Here is a 19,902-nt window from a genome sequence, read left to right on the forward strand (position 1 = left end):
CTTCAATAAAATAATAATCGGCATAGGTTAAAGGCACATCAATTTCGGTACCTGCCAGAAAATGGCCTACGCTATGTTCTAAAATAAAACCTCCATTTGTACCTGCCGTCGCTTTGTAAGCCGGCGATGATAATGTTTTCAGGATTGTTTCGGCGGTGCTGAAATATTCCTGCCCCTTGTTGTTATCGGCATAACGGCAAAGTTCCAGCAAAGCAGAGGCCGCTATGGCGGCGGCCGATGCATCTTTAAGTGCTTGTGGGATGTTATTTGCGTTGTAATCCCAGTAGGGTATCTTATCGGCCGGTAAATTCGGATTTGTCAGTATAAACCGGGCTATGTTTTGCGCCTGCTCCAGGTACTTTTTATCTTTTGTTTCACGATACATTACCGTAAAGCCATACAATCCCCAGGCCTGCCCGCGTGCCCATGCCGATTCATTGGCAAAACCCTGCGCCGTTTTCTTTTCTTTAACGGCACCCGTTTGGGCATCATAGTTAATTACATGGTACGAGCTATAGTCTGGCCGGTAATGATTTTTCATGGTAGTATTGGCATGGGTAACCGCTATTTTATAATAGCTGGAATCGCCGGTCTCCCGGGTGGCCCAGAACAATAGTTCCAGGTTCATCATATTATCGATGATCACCAGATAATCCGACGGATTTTTTGAATCCCATGATTTGATACATCCTACCGTAGGGTTAAACCTTGTTGATAACGATTTAGCACTATTGATCAGGATCTGTTTATACTCCGGTTTAGGCTCAATCCGCATAGCATTGCCAAAGCTGCAATACATCATAAAACCCAGATCATGTGTATTTTTATTGTACTGTTCTTTTGCCAAAACACCCAAAATGCGGTTTGCTTCGGTTAACAATTGCGCATCATGGTTTTGCTCGTACAGGTACAATAAACTACCCGGATAAAAACCGCTGCACCACCAGCCTGAGTTGCTGTTCTCCTGTTTTTTAGTATCCGGATGATATGTTTTGGGAAACTCCTCCGGCCCTATTTGCTTAGCCAGCAGTTTATATTGCGCATCAGCATCCTTAAAATTCTTTTTAAAGGTATTTAAAAGTTGCTTTTGCGGCTTAAAACTGGTTTGGGCATTTAAGCTGAATGTGCTTAATAAAATGGCACAAAAAACAATATGCACACGGCTTAATTTCATAAAGGTTTTTATAACTTAATTGGGTGGCTATAAAAATGCGTATTTTGATTCAAATTACAAGACATACATAATAATATTAATGAATATAAAAGCCTGATCACGTATGACCAGGCTTTTATAAATACCACAAACTGTTTAACCCTTTTAAAAGTTACTGTTTTGTGGTGTATTCCACTTAGAATCAACCGTAATACTAAAGTTTGATGGAGACTGTTTAAATAAATTGCCTGATAGTACATATTGAGTATTAGCCTCTACACTTAAGCCTGGGCTATCGTCCAATTTGGTTTGTCCGATAACAACATTATTGGCATTGTAAGCCGCAATACTGGTGGCAAAATAAGGAAATGGCCATACATAAGTGGAAAACTCCACATTTGTTTTTCCCTTATCGCTGCTATTTACAGTAAAAGTTTGTATACGGTCATCTGAGTTTGAGGGATGTCCGTCAGAGGCAGCACCGCCATTAATCATGTCATAATATGGAGGAGCACTGACAAAGGTTACCTCTATTGTATTAACATCAGCAGGTAAGGCATCCAATAGCTTATAAGTTACTTCGCCTACTATCCTTTTTAAAACAACGTTTTGTGTGCCCGCAGCAGTTACATCAAATTCAAGCTTTTGGAAAAAAGTATCTGCCACGTTATTATCAACATATGCTAATGCCGGACGATAAGTGCGGGCTACCGGATCATCAGTGATAGTGGTTACATAGTACTTTGATGATGTTGAACCAACAAAAAATATGGTGTAATGCCCAGCCGCAAGTGAATCTGTAATGGTACCGAACCCCGCGTCGGTTGATTTTTGATTAATGGTTTTTACCGGCCTTAACGAATCTATATTCCCAGTATAAGCATAATAGCTCAGGGATTTGATAGCATCGGAGAGTGTGGCATTGATGCCCAGTTTACCCGAACTGATCCCTTTGGTTTCCTTAGTAAAACCACTAAGATTAAAACCAACAGCATACTTTTTTGCCCCTTTAACTCCGCCGGTTTCGGCAGGGTTTTGATTGTGCAGCTTTGATTCTTTTTTGCAGGCGCATAAGGCCATACTTAAGCCCATAGCCCAGATTAATTGTTTTTTCATAGATAGGATTTATTTTGTTTTTATAAGTGTTTGTGATTGTACAACAGCAAATATTATTGCACAGGGGAATGCATAATACCTGGTTCGGTTTGGTTTAGTTTTATAAATATGATAGTATAGGGATATATCATATATTATTTAACATCAACAAGTTATAACTTATTAATAGTAAAAATGGTAACAATATCAGCACAATATTTGAGAAGATTTCTGTGCAATAGAAGGAATTTACCTATGAATAAATTTCACAAAAATATTATGTATAATATTTTCATACTATTATCCATGAAACCGTTTATGAAAATTAAATCAGATTACAACCCAAAGCAAACATACTGATCTCCGGATTTGCTACCGATCTTGCCGCCACCGCAAGCTATTACCACATATTGTTTACCATCAATACTGTAAGTTGCAGGGGTTGCATAGCCCGCGGCAGGTAGCTGGGCTTCCCATACTACTTTGCCTGTTTTTTTATCAAAGGCGCGTATCTTTTCGTCTTTAGTGGCAGCTATAAATACCAATCCGCCTTTGGTAACCAGCGGACCACCATAATTCTCCGTTCCGGTAACCGGGATTCCCCGCTTAGTTAATTCCGGATATTCGCCAAGCGGCACTTTCCACAACAATTTACCCGATGTAAGGTCAATAGCATTCAGCGTACCCCAGGGTGGTTTTATTCCCGGATAACCGTCTTTATCTAAAAAACGGTTGTAGCCAGTCATGGTATAAGGCACCTCGTCGACCAGCTTCTTTTCCTGTTTAGTGCTTGCTACTCTGTTGGTAACAGGTTCTTTAGCCATCACTTTGGCTGCTTTTGCATCAGGTAGTTTCAGCAGAAATGCCAGCAGTGCCTTTTTATCGGCAGGGGCAATTTGTTTAAAGGATGGCATCATGTTGCGCCCATTGGCGATGATCTGGCTTATCTGATCCTCCTTGTATTTTTTGCCGATGTTAACCAGCGATGGGTACGATGTGCCATTGCCTTTTAACTCTGGCCCGTGACAGGCCAGGCAGTTTTTGTTGTAGATCATCTGCCCTATTCCTTTTAACGACTGATCGCCGGTTGATTTGGGAACATCTATCATTACCTGCGCCCAGGGCAGCTCCGAACAGTTGATGTACATAATCTTAGTTTCAGCATCAACTGCCGCCCCACCCCACTCGCCGCCGCCGTCAAAGCCAGGAAATATCCAGCCACCAGCCTTACTTGGCGGGGTAAACATCAGGCGGTTTTTAACTTTGTCGTATTTCTGCATCATATCCTGATGAGTTTCTGGGGATATGTCTGTCACATCTTCCGGGTTGAACATTTGCCGCGCGAAGGGCTCAGGCAATGTTGGTATCGGCTGCGTAGCCCAGGGGCGCTCACCCGGAAGGGCAAGTGTAGGCACCGGCTTTTCAATGATCGGGAATACTGGTTGGCCATTTGTTCTGTCGAACATAAAAATATAACCATGTTTGGTGATCTGAGCAACGGCATCTATCTGCTTGCCATTATGTGTAATGGTCACCAGATTGGGATTAGCCGACAGATCACGATCCCACAGATCATGATGCACAACCTGAAAATGCCATTTAAGCTTACCGGTGGCCGCATCCAAGGCCAACAAAGTATTGCTGAACAGATTTTTCCCCTTGCGAAAGCCGCCATAAAAATCACCGCCTATGGAACCTGTAGGGATATAAACGATGCCACGTTTTTCATCCAAAGCCATGCCTGCCCAACTATTGGCACCGCCAAATTTTTTCCAGGCGGCAGTATCTTTCCAGGTTTCGTAACCTTTTTCGCCGGGTTGGGGTATGGTATGGAATATCCATCTTAGTTTACCCGTAACAGCATCATATGCCCTAATATGCCCGGGCGCTGCATCGGCCGATTCGGCCACACGGGTTCCTACAATAAACAAGTCTTTATAAACTACACCCGGTGTTGTACCTGCCACAAACGATTGGGTTTCGCGCCCCAGATCTTTAGTCAAATCAATAAACCCACCCTTGCCAAACGTTGTTACCGGCTTACCCGTTTGCGCGTCAATGGCGAATGTTTTGGAGCCAACGCTGTAAAAAATACGTTTTTCACCTCCTGAGTTATTTTGCCAGTAAATTACGCCCCGGCTTACCTTGTAATAGGCCATTGGGTCGCCATTACCGGTGGTATCTTCTTTAGCGGGATCAAAGAGCCATTTTTGCGTTCCTATTGCCGCATCCAAAGCAAACAACTTTAATTTAGGACTGGTACCGTACAGTACACCGTCAACCATAATGGGATTACATTGGTTTTGGCTGCGGTTGCCTGTATCGCGGTCATGAGTACTGTAAGTCCAGACCGCTTTTAATTGCTTTACATTGCTGAGGTTGATCTCCTCATTTGATGAATAACGATTACCCTCCTTACTACCCGCATAAGCCGGCCAACCACTATAAGCACCTGATTCAGCGGCAGGCTTATTTTTGCAGGCGCTATAGGCAATGGTTAAAACAGTAAGTAATAAAAGTAGCTTTGTTTTCATGATAAGGTGTTTTCTAAAAATAAGCCTCGGAATACTTAAATATCAGCAATATGCCGGGGTGTACTTTACAAATTTTGATGGACGAAACTTCAATATTTATTTTTCCTAGTCAAGCGGTGACTCCAGAATGCAATTGAGTTCTTAGCAAAACAATCTACAATAGCATATATTGTAGCAGTTATATAATTACGCGCTTTTGAATCAACAGCGTGATAACTTCCATCATTTATCTCAAAAACTAAGGGGATACTTTCTCCTCTTATTCCTTCAAAATAACTTATAAAAAATCGCAATGCCTGTTCAACCCCCCTTTTTGCTTCCAATTCATCTGGTAGTTGTTCAGGAGTTAAATTCCAGATCATCTTACTACGACGCTCCAATGATTTGTAAATTTTAATTTCAATATGCCCATAGTTTTCGTGCCCCCCTACATACAACCCTTTCCCTTCAACAGGGCTCAAATCCCAATCAAATAAATATGTATTTATATTAACGAGTTTATGAGCTTCAAACATCAACCCAAATAGTGTAATTTCTTCCATTATTCAATTATAGGTAAGTAAAGATAGATTTTCAATAAACTGGGCGTTTCAAGAATCCTAAAACCTGGTTCTTTATTTATTGATTAAACTGGCTGGCGGCACTTCATTACTCAGCAACTTACCAAATAACTCCCAGCGTTTTTCGGGAGCTTTAGCAGTGCCGCCATTTCGCTCTATGTAATTTTTCACCAGATCCTGCCCGTAGTTATAGTTGATCACATAGCTACGGTATTTTTTAATAAAGCTCAATGATTTATCGGCGGTCTCATCGTTCATGAGGCAATACTTAGTGAGATAAGTCCGGGCCTTATCACGAGATAAGGTATTGTTGATCAATCCTCTTGCAGCCTCATTGCGGGCATAGTTTAAATTACCCTTAATGGCCAGCGCCTTAAAATACAGATCGATACCAGCAGTATCCAAACCGGCCAGCGGCAGCAGTACATTTTTTGCAAATTTCGCTTTATCCTCGCCCGGGAAGGCTACCTCAATACCATAGTTGGCACTCCCCTCCGCAATTAATGATTGAGGACTGAATAGCGGGTACATTGAGATCTCTACCCAACCTTTATCATGATACAGATGTTGCTCTAACAGCATATTGTACACATGGTGACCGGGATAGCTTTCATGGCTACCCACATCAATGGCTCGGTCAATAAACACTTTCAGGTCGGTGTTGATTTGTACGGTGCTTTTGTAATTGCCTTTATACCAGTTGTAGCCGCTCCAGGGTTTATCTTTCACGTATTCCAAAGTAAAACTTTCACCGGCGGGTAATTTGTAATGAGCCAGTGTGCGTTTACGTGCCTCGGCAATGGCGGCCTGCATTACGGCGTCCAGTTTATCTTTTGGGATAATGAACTTATTGGCCAGTTTTTGAAAACGATCATTTACACGCCCCTTACCCGGCAGTATACTATCCAAATGAGCTATCTGGGCCTTAAAATAATCTTCAGAATAAATTGGGGCAGCTACGCCAAACAACTCTCTCGATTCTTCATCAAAGGAACGTTCTTCACCAGAAAAAATACGTATACGACGGCCAAACGCCACCAACTGATCGGCCATCCAATTTGCTCGCATCCTATTGGTATCAACGGTTGATGAGTTGGCTATCAGCGTTAATTCGTTCATCAGGCTGTTGGCATTGGCCAGCAGACTATCTTTCGGAAACTCTTTGGCCGGCTCCTGCTTTGGTTTCAGCGAATCGGGCCCATAGTATGCATCCACAAAATCGGTATCATACTGGCCTATATTGAGTCCCAGCCTTACATATTCGGTGGCCAGGCTATTTAGTTTTTTATTTTCCAGATCCTGCGCGGGGTTGCTGTGGCACGAAAACATCAAAATTGCAGGCAAAAAAATCAGTAGTTTCCTCATGGTTGTATTATCCAGATCAAAGTAAATGTTCAACAAGATAATGATTCCATTGTTTATAAAACAAAAAAACGCCCGGGGAGATGACCTGCAATTCTTGTTTCGATGGTTGGTTTATCCGGCCAGCGCGTTTATATGCTAACCCCATTGTCAGTGCAATAACGAGCTATTTGTCTGATCCGCGATTCATTTTAAATCAATGTAAAACCCTCTGATCCAACAAATCTGTTTAATCGTGGTTCAGACAACTTTAGGTATTTCTTCATCCCTCCACCAACTGTCCATAATCATAAAAAATGTCCGAAATCGATCACTTTTTAAAAATAAAAAATCCATAAATTATTGATTATAAGATAATTAATATTGGTACAGCTCTTGCAAATTCCTTATCCAAAAAAGTACTACAATGGATAAAGAAATTACGCTTGAGGTTGCATCGCAAAAAAGAAAAAAGGCAATATGGGCTGTGTTGGTTGTTACCACGGCGCTCATATTGGCTATATGGGTTTTGCGGAGTTATATCAAGTCGTCGGTAAGCGCCTCAGAGATTACTACTTCCAGGGTTGAGATCGGTAACATTGAAAACACCATTAACGCCACGGGCGAGGTTTTGCCCGAGTTTGAAGAGATCGTGACCAGCCCAATCAACGCATCTATCAAAAACGCCCTGATGGATGCCGGTAATAAGGTAAACGCAGGACAATCTATCCTCACGCTCGATAAATCGGCCACACAAACTGAATACAATAAGCAAAAATTCCAACTTGAGTCAAAACGCAACGAGATCAGCAAGCTCAAGCTTGATCTGGGTAAAAGCTTTTATGATATACAATCCAACAACGCCATTAAACAGCTTCGCATCAGCGACCTTACCGATGCTGTTGAAAATGCCAAACGCCTTTATAAAGCAGGCGGTGGCACTCGCGAAGAAATTGAACAGGCAGAACTTAACCTGAAGGTAGCCCAGTTAGAAAAAAAGCAGCTGGAGAACGAGATCAAAAGCAAACAAAAAACCATGCAGATCGAGATCAAGGAGGCCGAAATAGCCGCAGCCATACAGCAAAATGACCTGGATGCATTACAACGCAAACTTAATCTGGCCGATGTAACGGCAACACGCAAGGGTGTTATTACCTATGTAAACAAAAATATTGGCGCCAATATACACGAAGGCGAGACAGTGGCCCGCATTGCCGATCTGGGCAGTTTTAAGGTTCAGGGCAGCATGGCTGATAACCAAGCCGATGAACTTCATGCAGGTATCCCGGTAATTATCCGCATTAATGATAATCAGTTGAGGGGACATGTGACCAATGTGTCGCCGTCTATCCAAAACAGTATTATTTCTTTCGATATACAACTGGATGACCGGTCGAGCAAGTTACTGCGACCCAACATGAAGGTTGATGTTTTCCTGGTGACGGCTACCCATAATAAGGTAATGCGGGTAGCCAATGGCCCGGCATTTAAAGGGCCTGCTATACAGGATATTTTTGTAGTGAACGGCGGAAAGGCAGAACGCCGCACAGTACACATAGGCCTTAGCAATTTTGATTATGCCGAGATCATGGACGGTGTAAAACCCGGCGATGTGGTGATCACATCAGACATGAGCGAATTTAAAAACTCAAAAGAAATAACCATTAATTGATAAAAGCCACTCGGCTCCCCGTGGGAAGGGAGTTTCTTCATAGCGTTAATCCTCCTGCCACTGGGCGGGAGGGTTGAGTGGATAGCAGATTAGACTATATAAACCAAGGGATGAAATTTTTATACATCATATTATTAATAACCATAAGCTACAGAGCCTTTAGCCAAAGCAAGTCAGATACCTTGCGGCTAAGCTTACAGCAGGTAGTAGAAATGGCCAAAGCCAACTCTATAGCCGCTAAGCAAGCCGCTACCATACGCGAAACTAAATACTGGGTATACCGTACCTATAAATCAAACTATCAGCCGCAGTTAGCTTTGAGCGGTACATTGCCCGATTATAAAAAAGGTTTTTACCCAGCACCACAGCAAAATGGTACCATATTGTTTCCATCCGTTCATAGTGATAATTCAGCTTTACAGCTTGATTTTAGTCAAAACATTACGGCTACCGGCGGTACCATTTTCGGCCGTACCCAAATGCAACGTTTTACTGATTTTGACCGGCATAATGCCATATATAATGGCGTTCCGTATAGTATTGCATATACGCAACCACTTTTTCAATTTAACCAATTGAAGTGGGATAACAAGATCGAACCTTTAAAATATAATGAAAGTAAACAGGCTTATATAGAGGCTCAGGAAAATATAGCGGTTACGGTTGAGGGGTATTTTTTTGACTTATTACTGGCGCAGGTTAACTTGCACATTGCCGAAACTAACTACAGTAATACCCAAAAAATAATGGCCATAGCCAACACCAAGTTTGAGTTAGGTAAAGTATCAAAAAATGAGATACTGCAATTGCAACTGGAGGTTATTAATGCCCGTAAAGATGTAGGTATCGCCAAGCGTGATATAGAAGTTAACACCCTTAACTTGCGCAGCTATACCGGGTTGGGAGATGATAGCAAAATTGTATTGATGGTGCCCGAAAATATCAGCCAGATGCAGGTTTCATCAGATAAAGTTTTGGCCGAAGCTTATGCCAACCGCTCAGATGCCATTGGTTTTTTAAGGCGCATTGCCGAAGCCAAACGAGATGTGGCCAAAGCTAAAGGCGAAACAGGCTTAAAGGCTACGCTTAACGCCAACCTTGGGTTTTCAAATACCTCAAGTAGTATACCGGGGATATATAGTAACCCGCAAAATCAGCAAATTTTACAGTTAACCCTATCGGTGCCTATATTGGATTGGGGGAGGTCAAAATCGGTCACTAAAACGGCGCAAGCCAATTTACAGCTGATGGAATACACCGTTGAGCAGGATAAGCAAAATTTTAAACAGGGGATTGTGACCCAAGTATCGCTTTTTAATTTGATGAAGGAACAATTGGTATACACTGCCGAGGCGGATAGCATCGCCTCAGAAAAATACAAAATAGCCCGCGAGCGCTACGTGCTGGGCAACCTGAATATTACCGACCTGGGCATTGCCTTTCGTGAAAACGACCAGGCTAAGCGCGATTACATTACCTCGCTCCGCGATTTCTGGAGCGCCTATTACCAGCTGCGCTACCTGTCATTATATGATTTTGAAAACAACCAGAAGATAGCATATAAGTGATAAGTCAAAATTCAAAAATAAAAATTCAAAAAAATCGACAGGTAACTAAACTGATAATACTAAAATTCAAAAGTAAAAATTCAAAATAATGGATAATCAACTAAAACACTCAGAACTCACAACTGATAACTCAATACTAACCACTCAACCCATGATCAAATTACAAAATATAGAAAAAGTGTACCGGACCGACACTATTGAAACACTGGCCCTCAGCAGCATTAACCTTGACGTGGCTAAAGGTGAATTTTTATCTATCATGGGCCCATCGGGTTGCGGTAAAAGTACCCTGCTTAACATTATGGGACTGTTGGATGCGCCATCCAGAGGCGATATCAGGATAAGCGATCAAAAAACAGGTCACCTGTCTGATAAACAGCTGGCCCAGTTCAGGAATAAAAAGCTTGGGTTCATTTTCCAGAGTTATCACCTGATTAACGATCTGCAGGTGCTTGATAACGTAGAGCTACCCCTGCTTTACCGCGATACCACCGCTAAGGAGCGTAGGCAGCTGGCTACTGAGGCCTTAGCAAAAGTAGGTCTATCAAACCGCATCAAACATTTCCCTACGCAGCTATCGGGCGGGCAAAGGCAGCGTGTGGCCATAGCCCGGGCCATTGTGGGCAGGCCCGAAATTATCCTGGCCGATGAGCCTACCGGTAACCTGGACAGTGCTATGGGTAACGAGATCATGGATATACTCATCAATCTGAACCGTAATGAGGGTACTACCATTGTAATGGTTACGCACGATGAGAATATGGCCCACAAAACCCATCGGCTGGTGCGTTTGTTTGATGGCTCGCAAGTACAATAATTAACCGCTTAACCTTAAAATCATGCTCAAAAATTATTTTAAAATAGCCATAGCGGTACTGCGCCGGCGCAAGTTTTTCACGTTTATCAGCTTGTTTGGTATCAGCCTAACGCTTACCATACTGCTGGTATTGACCGCTTTTTTAGAGAAAATAGCCGGCGACAGCTATCCCGACCGTAAACGCGACCGCTCACTATATGTTACGCGGATGTCTGAACGCACAAAGGATAACGGCATGAGTTCGGGCCCTTTATCTTTTTACTATTTTGATCATTATGTACGCAGTTTAAAAACACCCGTTAAATTGGGTATAACCAACGGTTATGAAAGCACTAATACGTATGTAAACAATAAAAAAATAAACGTAAGCTATAAATACACCAATGCCGATTACTGGGATATTATGGAGTACGATTTTATTGAAGGTAAAGCATTTACTAAACAGCAAATTGATAAAGGCGACAGGGTAACCGTAATATCCGAAGCCATGAAGAAGGAGTATTTTGGTGATGTGCCATCTGTAGTAGGCAAATATTTTGAGGCTGACAATATCAATTACCGCGTAATTGGCGTGGTAAAAAATGTACCTATAACCAGCTACATGACCTATAGTGATATATACCTGCCATATACTGTAGCCAAAACAGATTTTACAAAAGATAAAGGTTACCGCGGCAGGTTTTACGGCATATTGCTGGCAAACTCCAAAGCGGATTTACCCCGGATGCGTGCCGAGTATGAAGATATGGTAAAAAGACTGCCTATGGAAAGGCCAGAATTTATTAAGATACATTCGCATGCTGGTTCTTATATTGTAAGCTATGTAGATACTGGTGATGAAAACCGCTCTGGGATGACCTTTGTACTTACCACCATTGCTATATTCGTGCTTTTGGTAATGCTTTTACCTACACTTAATTTGGTAAACATCAATATTACCCGCATCATGGAACGCTCGTCAGAAATTGGGGTGCGTAAGGCATTCGGGGCATCATCAAATACGTTGGTTTATCAATTTATTGTCGAAAATATTATCCTCACCTTACTGGGTGGTGCTATTGGTGTGGTATTGTCATTTGTAGCCATTGAGGTATTAAACAGCGCCAACCTGATACCTTACCTGGTTTTATCTCTCAATTTTTCCGTGTTGGCCATCGGTTTGCTCATCTGTTTTTTATTCGGTTTGCTATCAGGTGTTTATCCGGCCTGGCGCATGTCAAAACTTAATGTGGTAACCGCTTTAAAAGCGCAGTAGATATTTACAATCATTTAAATCGAAATATTATGTTCAAGCATTTATTTAAACTGATCTGGAATAAAAAGAAACAGAACTTCTTATTGATGACAGAGATGTTATTCTCCTTCCTGGTGCTATTCGCTGTATTCTCCATGCTGGTATATTACTATACCAATTATAAAAAGCCTATGGGGATGGATTACCGGCATGCCTGGCTGGTACAATACAATAATACTTATGAAACAAAAAATACCGATTCGCTGAACCTGTACTACCAAACCCTTCAAAAAATGATGCGGGCCATGCCCGAGGTTCAGGAGGTAAGTCTTTGCAGCGATAACGTGCCCTTTTCGTCTAATATGAACGGAGGTACAATTAAATATGGTAAACTGGCTGCGGGTACTAACAATTATACGGTTGATGATAACTATAGTAAAGCCTTTAACACACAACAGCTTGAGGGGCGTTGGTTCAATAAAAGCGATGCCGTGGGCAAATATCCGGCTATAGTGATCAATAACAATCTTAAACAGGAACTTTTTGGTGATGCCCCCGCGGTTGGTAAACTACTTACTGATGATTACCGAAAATCAACCATGCGGATAGTGGGTGTTATACAGGGCCAAAAATTTAAAGGAGACTACGCGCCATCGGGCAACGCGGTGTATTTTCGCACTGATACAGGGTCTTATCGCTGGATGGGTAATATGATCGTGAAAGTTACTCCTGCGGCCGACGCGGCCTTTGAAGCCCGATTGTATAAAATGCTGTCCAATTACATGAAAAAATCAAACATCTCTATTGAGCATTTTGTGAACAAGCGTAAAAATATCAACTACTTTCAGTTGGTGCCCATGATCGTCATGTCCATAGTGGGCTGTTTCCTGATCATTAACGTAGCGCTGGGTCTGTTTGGCGTACTTTGGTACAATATCAATAAACGCCGTGGCGAAATTGGATTGCGCAGGGCAGTTGGGGCTACCGGTAATTCTGTTTCATCACAGCTGATCACCGAATCATTGATATTGGCCACATTTGCTTTAATAATAGGGTCGTTTTTTGCGGTACAGTTTCCCATCCTCAATGTATTTAATTTACAGGCGGGTATTTATATAACCGCCATGTTGCTGGCTATTGTATTCATTTACTTACTGGTATTGCTTTGCTCACTGTACCCGGGCAGGCAGGCGGCGGCAATTTATCCGGCGGTGGCGTTACATGAAGAATAATTACGATATTAACCTGCTCATATGATATTGGTTATTGACGACGATCTGGCTGTACGAACCTCGCTCCTGCTCCTGCTTAAAAGTGAAGGTTATGATGCCCTGTGTGCCGAAAATCCGGGTGATGCACTAAAGATCATCCGGAAAAACAATCCCGAACTGATCATCCTCGATCTTAATTTTTCGATAGATACCTCCGGTCGCGAAGGGCTTGATCTACTCGAAAAAATAAAGGAGATAAATTCCGCTATTCCGGTGATTTTAATAACCGGTTGGGGCAGCATTGAACTGGCGGTAAAGGGGATGAAACTGGGTGCGAATGACTTTATCAATAAACCCTGGAGCAACGATCACCTGCTGCAATCGGTTAAAACCCTGCTCGATCTGCAGGATAAAAAAACAGAACACCGTACCCGAAAACAACTGGACAAGAACTATAATTTTCAGCACATTATTGGCGAAGACCCCAAAATGCTCAACATCCTGGAAACCATTGGCCGGGTAGCCCCAACCGATGCATCTATCCTGATCATGGGCGAAAGCGGTACAGGTAAAGAACTTATTGCCGAAGCTATTCACCAAAACAGCCTGCGCCGCAATAAGCCTTTTATTAAAGTAAATCTTGGGGGCATATCAACTTCATTGTTTGAAAGCGAGATGTTCGGCCATGTGCGCGGGGCATTTACCGATGCCCGGTTCGACCGCATTGGTCGATTTGAAATGGCCAACAAAGGCACTATCTTTTTAGATGAAATAGGCGATCTGGATGCCAGCAGCCAGGTAAAACTGCTGCGTGTACTACAGGACAGAACTTACGAGGTGCTGGGCAGTAGCCGTACCAAAACGGTTGATGTACGGGTGGTTTGCGCCACCAATAAAAATCTGAACGATATGGTAAGTAAGGCCACTTTTCGCGAGGATCTGCTGTACCGCATTAACCTCATTACCGTTTACCTGCCCGCCCTGCGCGAGCGGCCTACAGATATACCATTGCTGGTTAACTTTTTTATTAATAATTTAAGGGAGATATATAACCGCCCCAATTTATCGGTAGCACCCGCGGCTATGAAGTGGTTGCAGCAGCTACCCTTGCCTGGTAACATCAGGCAGCTTAAAAACCTGGTAGAGCGCTCCATATTGGTGAGTAAAAAAGATGAATTAAGTGTGGAGGACTTCCGCTCACAACTGGAACTGTCACCGGTAAAAAAAGGAAATATGCAACTGCCCGGCGTAGGTACCATAACACTGGAAGAAGTGGAGGTTGAGATGATAAAACGGGCGATGGATTACCATAAAAACAAAATAAGCAGAGCCGCTGCTTCGCTGGGCCTCACGCGCAGTGCCTTGTACCGACGCTTAGATAAATACCAGATACCGTACGATGAAGCTGAGGACTAAATATATTTTGTTTGTGGTGATACTGCACCTGCTCACGCTGCTGCTCACCTACTTTATTTTCAACGAAAACAAGATATTCTTCATCATTTCTGAGGCAGCCATAATCATCTCAGCCATGATTGCCTGGCAGCTTTACCAACAGCTGATACAACCCTTAAAAACGCTGATGCAGGGTGTTGATGCCATTAAGGATAAAGATTTTAACGTGAAATTTTTACCCACCGGCAAACATGAGGTTGATGAACTGATAAACGTGTATAACCAGATGATGGATGAACTACGTACAGAACGCACCCGGCAAGAGCAACAGCATTTTTTTTTAGAAAAGCTCATATACACCTCGCCCACGGGTATTGTGATATTGGATTTTGATGATAAGATAAAACAGATAAACCCGAAAGCCTTACAATTGCTGCCGGTGGCCGAACAGCAGCTTATAGGCATATCGGTTCATGAGCTTGATCACCCGCTGTTTCAGCAGATTGGGCAGCTCAAATCGGGAGAGACAACCGTGGTTAAACTGGATGGTGCGAGTTCATTCAAGCTACAAAAGTCGCACTTTGTGGACAGGGGCTTTTCTCGCCATTTTATCATGATCGAAGACCTGACAGCCGAGATACTGGCCGCTGAAAAAAAGGTGTACGGCAAGGTGATCAGGATGATGGCACACGAGGTGAATAATACCATTGGCCCGGTAAATTCCATTATGCAGTCGGCCATGAAAACCGACCAGCTTTGGCAAAGCCATGAGTTTGATACCCTGAAGGATGCCCTGCAGGTAGCTATGGACAGAAACCAGAACCTCAACTTGTTCATGCGTAACTTTGCCGATCTGGTAAAACTTCCGCCAGCTAACAAACAGCCCATCGTGCTACAAAAAGTAATAGGTTCTGTAGCCAAACTGATGAGCATCAAAGCCCAGGAAAAAGAAGTAACATTTGAATTTAACCTGCCTCAGGCCGATTTAAACATCATGGCCGACGAGCAGCAACTGGAGCAGGCGCTCATCAATATCGTTAAAAACGCCATTGAGGCTCATGATGTTAGCGGGAAAGTAACCTTCATCCTTGTACCATCCACAAAAAAACTGGTGATCACTGATACAGGCAAAGGCATCAGCGCGGAACAAAGCGCCAATATGTTTTCGCCCTTTTTCAGTACCAAGAAAGATGGCCAGGGTATAGGCCTCACCCTGGTTCGCGAGATATTGCTTAATCACGGATTTGAATTCAGTTTGAAAACGACGAGAGAAAGGCAAACGGAGTTTACGATTTATTTTTAAAGTAGGCGGCGAAAGACTCACCCTCTCTCCGGCTTCGCCGGAGAGAGGGTTGGGGAAAAATTTGTCATTGCAAGCGTAGCGTGGCAATCGTGAACTTTACAAGGCGAATTTGCATAGTTCGCGATTGCTTCGTCGTTCCTCCTCGCAATGACAAATTTTTCCTCAACCCGCAGGCGAAGAGAGGGATGGCAAGCGTAGCGATGTCAGGGTGAGTCAATTGAAGCGGCAAGTCCATCCCCCATTCCCTTTTTCAAAAATCATTTCCAATACCTAAAACCTTTTAGTATTGTTGTATAACCAATACATCACTATGCAAAGGCGACACTTCATTAAACTTTCAACTGCCACCGCGGCAGCTGCGCTATTTAGCCGCATTACTTATGCAACATCAGACTCAACCGCTGCCATGAATGCCCCCGACGAAGTTTGGGCGCAATCCGGCGAGGAATGGTTTAAGCTGGAAGGCACCAACGGCAACTTATTTAAATATAAAGATATCAGCGTTAGGCTCAAAAACAGCGGTTATGCGCAAGGCGTATTTGTGAGTTCGCCAACACAGCAATTAAACGCGGTACGTTTAAAGTGGAGACATCAGTTATCGCCCAATTCCAAATTTCTGGGCGATCATTGGGAGCGCTCTTATGGCGACCTGCAATGGAAAACCAAGCCCGAAGGTGTTAAAAATCCGTGGTATGTAGTTATTCATGATGATATGCAAACGGCATGTTTCGGTGTAAAAACCGGCTGCAAAAGTATTTGCTGGTGGGGCTTAACTAATGATAGCCTGGAGCTTACCTTAGATACCCATTCCGGCGGTAACGGTGTGCTGTTAGGCTCGCGCGAGCTGCATGCAGCCGATGTAATCACCATGCAGGGCAGGCCAAGTGAAAACCCGTACTACACTACCCGCAGGTTTTGCGATATGATGTGTCCTAATCCGCGTTTGCCAAAGCAGCCGGTGTATGGCATTAATGATTGGTATTTTGCCTACGGTAACAACTCATTTGATCTGATCAAGAAAACCACCGCCATGATGGCCGAGCTGGTTACCGATACCCATAATCGCCCATTCTCTGTAGTGGATGCAGGCTGGGCGCAATATTCGCCTCTGCTGCCAGGCGATGGAGGTTGGAACGACGATTTTTCAAAGCCTAACGATAAGTTTAAAGATATGCACCTGCTGGGCAACGAGATCAAAAACCTGGGTATGCGCCCCGGTTTATGGATGCGCCCCCTGTGTGCCAAACATGACGAAAAAGCCAGTCTGCTGGCCCCTAAAATACCTGGCCGGGATGATCCTAAAAATCCGGTACTCGACCCAACCATTCCTGAAAACATCGAGCGCATTAAACACAACTTCGCGGTTTACCAGCAATGGGGTTACGATATGGTGAAGCATGACTTTAGCACTTATGATATTACCGGCCGCTGGGGTTTTGCTATGAAGGATAGCATCACGGCGCCAAACTGGAACTTTAATGACCGTAGTAAAACTACCGCCGAGATCATTAACAATTTGTACGCTGCTATCCGTGAGGCCGCAGGCCCAATGTATGTGATAGGCTGCAATACCATGAGCCACTTATCGGCTGGGGTATTTGAGCTTTGCCGCATTGGCGATGATACCAGCGGTAAAGAATGGGCGCGTACCCGTAAAATGGGCGTTAATACGCTGGCTTTCCGACTTACGCAGCATAATAAGTTTTATGCCGTTGATGGCGACTGCGTGGGTTTAACTACTCAAATTAGCTGGGACAAAAATAAGCAATGGCTGCAACTGCTGGCCGAAAGCAGCGCACCGCTATTTATTTCGGCACAACCCGAAGCTTTAGGAGCCGAGCAGCGTGCAGCCATCAAACAAGCCTTTGCTCAGGCCGCTAAAGTACAACCCATTGGCGAACCTTTGGATTGGATGACCGATATGTACGCTGATAAATGGAAACTCAACGGTAAAGTGGTAGATTTTGATTGGGCATAAGGCATAAAAATTGTCGGGGTAACACATCAACCCCAAGTACTCTACAAACAAAAAGCCTGTAAGCATAAGCTTACAGGCTTTGATATTTTAAACAAAAGATGGATTACAATTCGCGAACCCAGATGTTTCTGAAGCTAAGCGGCTCGCTTTTGTCGCCGTGAGCTTGCAGTTTTATAGGTGCAGCACCATGTTTTTTACCTTCGTAAGATGCTTTGCCAATATATTGGGTTGGGCCTTGCAGTTCGTAGCTATTTTCAACAATTACACCGTTAAAAAATACGGTTGCTTTAGCCGGAGTTTTAACAGTACCGTCTTCGTTAAATACTGGTGCTGTCCAAACTACGTCATATACGTTCCACTCGCCTGGTTTGCGGCAAGGGTTAGCCAGTGGAATAGCTTGTTTGTATAAGCTACCAGCCATACCATTTACATAAGTTTTGTTTTTGTACGAATCTAAAACCTGTAACTCATAGCCGGCATCGCCTTTACCTAATGAAGCTAAGAATATACCGCTGTTACCACGAGCCTGGCTTGTACCTTCAATGCTTGCCGGAACGCGCCACTCAATGTGCAACTGGTAGTTTGTAAATTTTCTTTTGGTTTCGATATTACCTTTAGTTTTATCAACAGTCAGGATACCACCTTTAACAGTCCATGAAGCAGGTGTTTGATCAGCAACAGAAACCCATTCGTCCTGGTTTTTGCCATCAAATAAAACAATAGCGTCAGATGGAGCTTCGCCCCAAACTTTGCCTGGGGTTACTTCTTTAGGCTCTGGTTGCCAGGTTTCAGTGTCTTCAGGTTTAGCATTTTGCTGCGCATTAGCTACGAAAAAGCTTCCTGCTAAAAGCGCTGTAAGTATTAACGGATATTTCATATTGGTTTTGTAATTGGTTTTAAACGTGTAATGTATTTTTTAGGTAGGCAGCACTTTTGGTGATGCTTACATAAGGGTCAATATTGGTGTAGTTTTCCTGCTCAACAATAAAGTGTTTAATACCAGCAAGTTTGGCTTTGCTTAGTATAGTTTTAAAGTCGATATCGCCATTACCAATTTCGGTATTCAGGTTAGGGTTGGTTTTATCACGATCTTTAATGTGTACAAAAGTAAAGCGGCCCGGGTGTTTCTGGAATATAGCCAGCGGATCCTGACCTGCACGTACTACCCAGTAAAGGTCCATTTCCATATTTACCAGTTTAGGATCAGTGTTGTTCAGCACAACATCATAAAAAGTAGTATTGCCAACCGGCTCCCACTCAAAGTTATGGTTGTGGTAACCCAATTTTAAACCTGATGCCTTGCAGATCTCGGCAATCTTGTTCATTTTTTCAGCAACGCCTTTGCAGTCGTCAACCGTTTTAATAAACTTATGGTTTAATGAAGGGATAATGATGTAGCTTTGACCAATGATGTTAGCTACTTCAATATAAGCTTTCAAATCATCGGTACTGCCATCACCAAAATACTGATCAAGACCATAATGGCCGCTTGGAGTGCTCAGGCCATTATCTTTTAACAGCTTGCTGAAATCTTTGCCCTGTAAGCCCCAGTATCCGGTTTGTTTGTTAAAACCAAAGGTTTCAACCTCTTTATAACCGGCTTTTGCAACCTTAGCTATTACACCTTTTACATCCTTAGGTAACTGATCGCGCAAGCTATATAATTGCAGTCCCGGGCCGCTGGTGCCCTTGGCCGATAAAAAGTTAGGTTTCATCATTACACCTGCTGTAATTAAGCCAGCCTGTGCTAAAAAAGTTCTTCTGGTTGTCATATGTAGTTTATTGGTTAGTGTATTGTTTAGAGCAAATGATGTACAAAAGGTTTAAACATCGCAAATATGTACCGCCTTACGTAAGGAAGCGATTTTATCCGGATTTTTAGGGATGAACTCCTGTGCCACAAAACCTTTATGCCCGGTTGCTAAAATGGCCTTCATAATAGCCGGATAGTACAGTTCCTGTGTCTCGTCAATTTCGTTCCTGCCCGGTACACCGCCTGTATGATAATGAGCGAAGTACTGGTGGTTATCCTGTATGGTCC

At 43.2% G+C, this 19,902-nt stretch carries 15 protein-coding genes and 1 pseudogene; 8 read left to right on the forward strand and 8 right to left on the reverse strand.

The window, feature by feature from the left end:
* The 5 genes from AAGC65_RS17555 to AAGC65_RS17575 all read right to left on the reverse strand — a co-directional run.
* Positions 1 to 1,174: glycoside hydrolase family 88 protein (locus tag AAGC65_RS17555; protein WP_343113766.1), on the reverse strand; the 1,174-nt coding region annotated here is incomplete at its 3' end.
* A 144-nt stretch (positions 1,175 to 1,318) separates the two neighbouring features.
* Positions 1,319 to 2,269, reverse strand: coding sequence for a hypothetical protein (locus AAGC65_RS17560; protein WP_343113767.1), 951 nt, complete (start codon positions 2,267 to 2,269; stop codon positions 1,319 to 1,321).
* A 314-nt stretch (positions 2,270 to 2,583) separates the two neighbouring features.
* On the reverse strand, positions 2,584 to 4,782 hold the full coding sequence (locus AAGC65_RS17565) for a PQQ-binding-like beta-propeller repeat protein (RefSeq protein WP_343113768.1): 2,199 nt from the start codon (positions 4,780 to 4,782) through the stop codon (positions 2,584 to 2,586).
* A gap of 89 nt (positions 4,783 to 4,871) precedes the next feature.
* The gene (locus AAGC65_RS17570) at positions 4,872 to 5,324 is read right to left on the reverse strand and encodes a hypothetical protein (RefSeq protein WP_343113769.1); all 453 of its coding nucleotides are present in this window, start codon (positions 5,322 to 5,324) and stop codon (positions 4,872 to 4,874) included.
* Positions 5,325 to 5,396: 72 nt separating this feature from the next.
* Positions 5,397 to 6,707, reverse strand: a complete 1,311-nt coding sequence (locus AAGC65_RS17575) for a hypothetical protein (RefSeq protein WP_343113770.1) — start codon at positions 6,705 to 6,707, stop codon at positions 5,397 to 5,399.
* A gap of 403 nt (positions 6,708 to 7,110) precedes the next feature.
* Here AAGC65_RS17575 and AAGC65_RS17580 point away from each other — a divergent pair, with 403 nt between their 5' ends.
* The 8 genes from AAGC65_RS17580 to AAGC65_RS17615 all read left to right on the forward strand — a co-directional run bounded on the left by AAGC65_RS17580 (position 7,111) and on the right by AAGC65_RS17615 (position 17,861).
* The gene (locus AAGC65_RS17580; protein WP_343113771.1) at positions 7,111 to 8,355 is read left to right on the forward strand and encodes an HlyD family efflux transporter periplasmic adaptor subunit; all 1,245 of its coding nucleotides are present in this window, start codon (positions 7,111 to 7,113) and stop codon (positions 8,353 to 8,355) included.
* A gap of 110 nt (positions 8,356 to 8,465) precedes the next feature.
* Positions 8,466 to 9,923: a TolC family protein gene (locus AAGC65_RS17585; RefSeq protein WP_343113772.1), complete on the forward strand. Its 1,458-nt coding sequence runs from the start codon at positions 8,466 to 8,468 to the stop codon at positions 9,921 to 9,923.
* A 151-nt stretch (positions 9,924 to 10,074) separates the two neighbouring features.
* On the forward strand, positions 10,075 to 10,740 hold the full coding sequence (locus tag AAGC65_RS17590) for an ABC transporter ATP-binding protein (RefSeq protein ID WP_343113780.1): 666 nt from the start codon (positions 10,075 to 10,077) through the stop codon (positions 10,738 to 10,740).
* Positions 10,741 to 10,762: 22 nt separating this feature from the next.
* Positions 10,763 to 11,995 carry an ABC transporter permease gene (locus tag AAGC65_RS17595; protein WP_343113773.1) on the forward strand — a complete coding sequence of 411 codons (1,233 nt, stop codon included), beginning with the start codon at positions 10,763 to 10,765 and terminating at the stop codon, positions 11,993 to 11,995.
* A 29-nt stretch (positions 11,996 to 12,024) separates the two neighbouring features.
* Positions 12,025 to 13,206: an ABC transporter permease gene (locus AAGC65_RS17600; RefSeq protein ID WP_343113774.1), complete on the forward strand. Its 1,182-nt coding sequence runs from the start codon at positions 12,025 to 12,027 to the stop codon at positions 13,204 to 13,206.
* Between the two features lie 21 nt (positions 13,207 to 13,227).
* The gene (locus tag AAGC65_RS17605) at positions 13,228 to 14,601 is read left to right on the forward strand and encodes a sigma-54 dependent transcriptional regulator (protein ID WP_343113775.1); all 1,374 of its coding nucleotides are present in this window, start codon (positions 13,228 to 13,230) and stop codon (positions 14,599 to 14,601) included.
* Positions 14,585 to 15,883 carry an ATP-binding protein gene (locus AAGC65_RS17610; RefSeq protein ID WP_343113776.1) on the forward strand — a complete coding sequence of 433 codons (1,299 nt, stop codon included), beginning with the start codon at positions 14,585 to 14,587 and terminating at the stop codon, positions 15,881 to 15,883. Before AAGC65_RS17605 ends, AAGC65_RS17610 begins: the two co-directional genes overlap by 17 nt.
* A gap of 310 nt (positions 15,884 to 16,193) precedes the next feature.
* A complete protein-coding gene (locus tag AAGC65_RS17615; protein WP_343113777.1) occupies positions 16,194 to 17,861 on the forward strand; it encodes a hypothetical protein in 1,668 nt (555 codons plus the stop codon).
* Positions 17,862 to 17,964: 103 nt separating this feature from the next.
* On the opposite strand, the gene AAGC65_RS17620 is transcribed toward AAGC65_RS17615, so the two are convergent.
* The 3 genes and pseudogenes from AAGC65_RS17620 to AAGC65_RS17630 form a co-directional block, all read right to left on the reverse strand.
* Positions 17,965 to 18,738 carry a DUF1080 domain-containing protein gene (locus AAGC65_RS17620; RefSeq protein WP_343113778.1) on the reverse strand — a complete coding sequence of 258 codons (774 nt, stop codon included), beginning with the start codon at positions 18,736 to 18,738 and terminating at the stop codon, positions 17,965 to 17,967.
* Positions 18,739 to 18,757: 19 nt separating this feature from the next.
* The gene (locus AAGC65_RS17625) at positions 18,758 to 19,633 is read right to left on the reverse strand and encodes a sugar phosphate isomerase/epimerase (RefSeq protein ID WP_343113779.1); all 876 of its coding nucleotides are present in this window, start codon (positions 19,631 to 19,633) and stop codon (positions 18,758 to 18,760) included.
* 51 nt (positions 19,634 to 19,684) lie between these two features.
* Positions 19,685 to 19,902, reverse strand: a pseudogene (locus AAGC65_RS17630) (hydroxypyruvate isomerase); the annotation flags it as partial.

Source organism: Mucilaginibacter sp., from assembly GCF_039207105.1.
Classification (GTDB): Bacteria; Bacteroidota; Bacteroidia; order Sphingobacteriales; family Sphingobacteriaceae; genus Mucilaginibacter.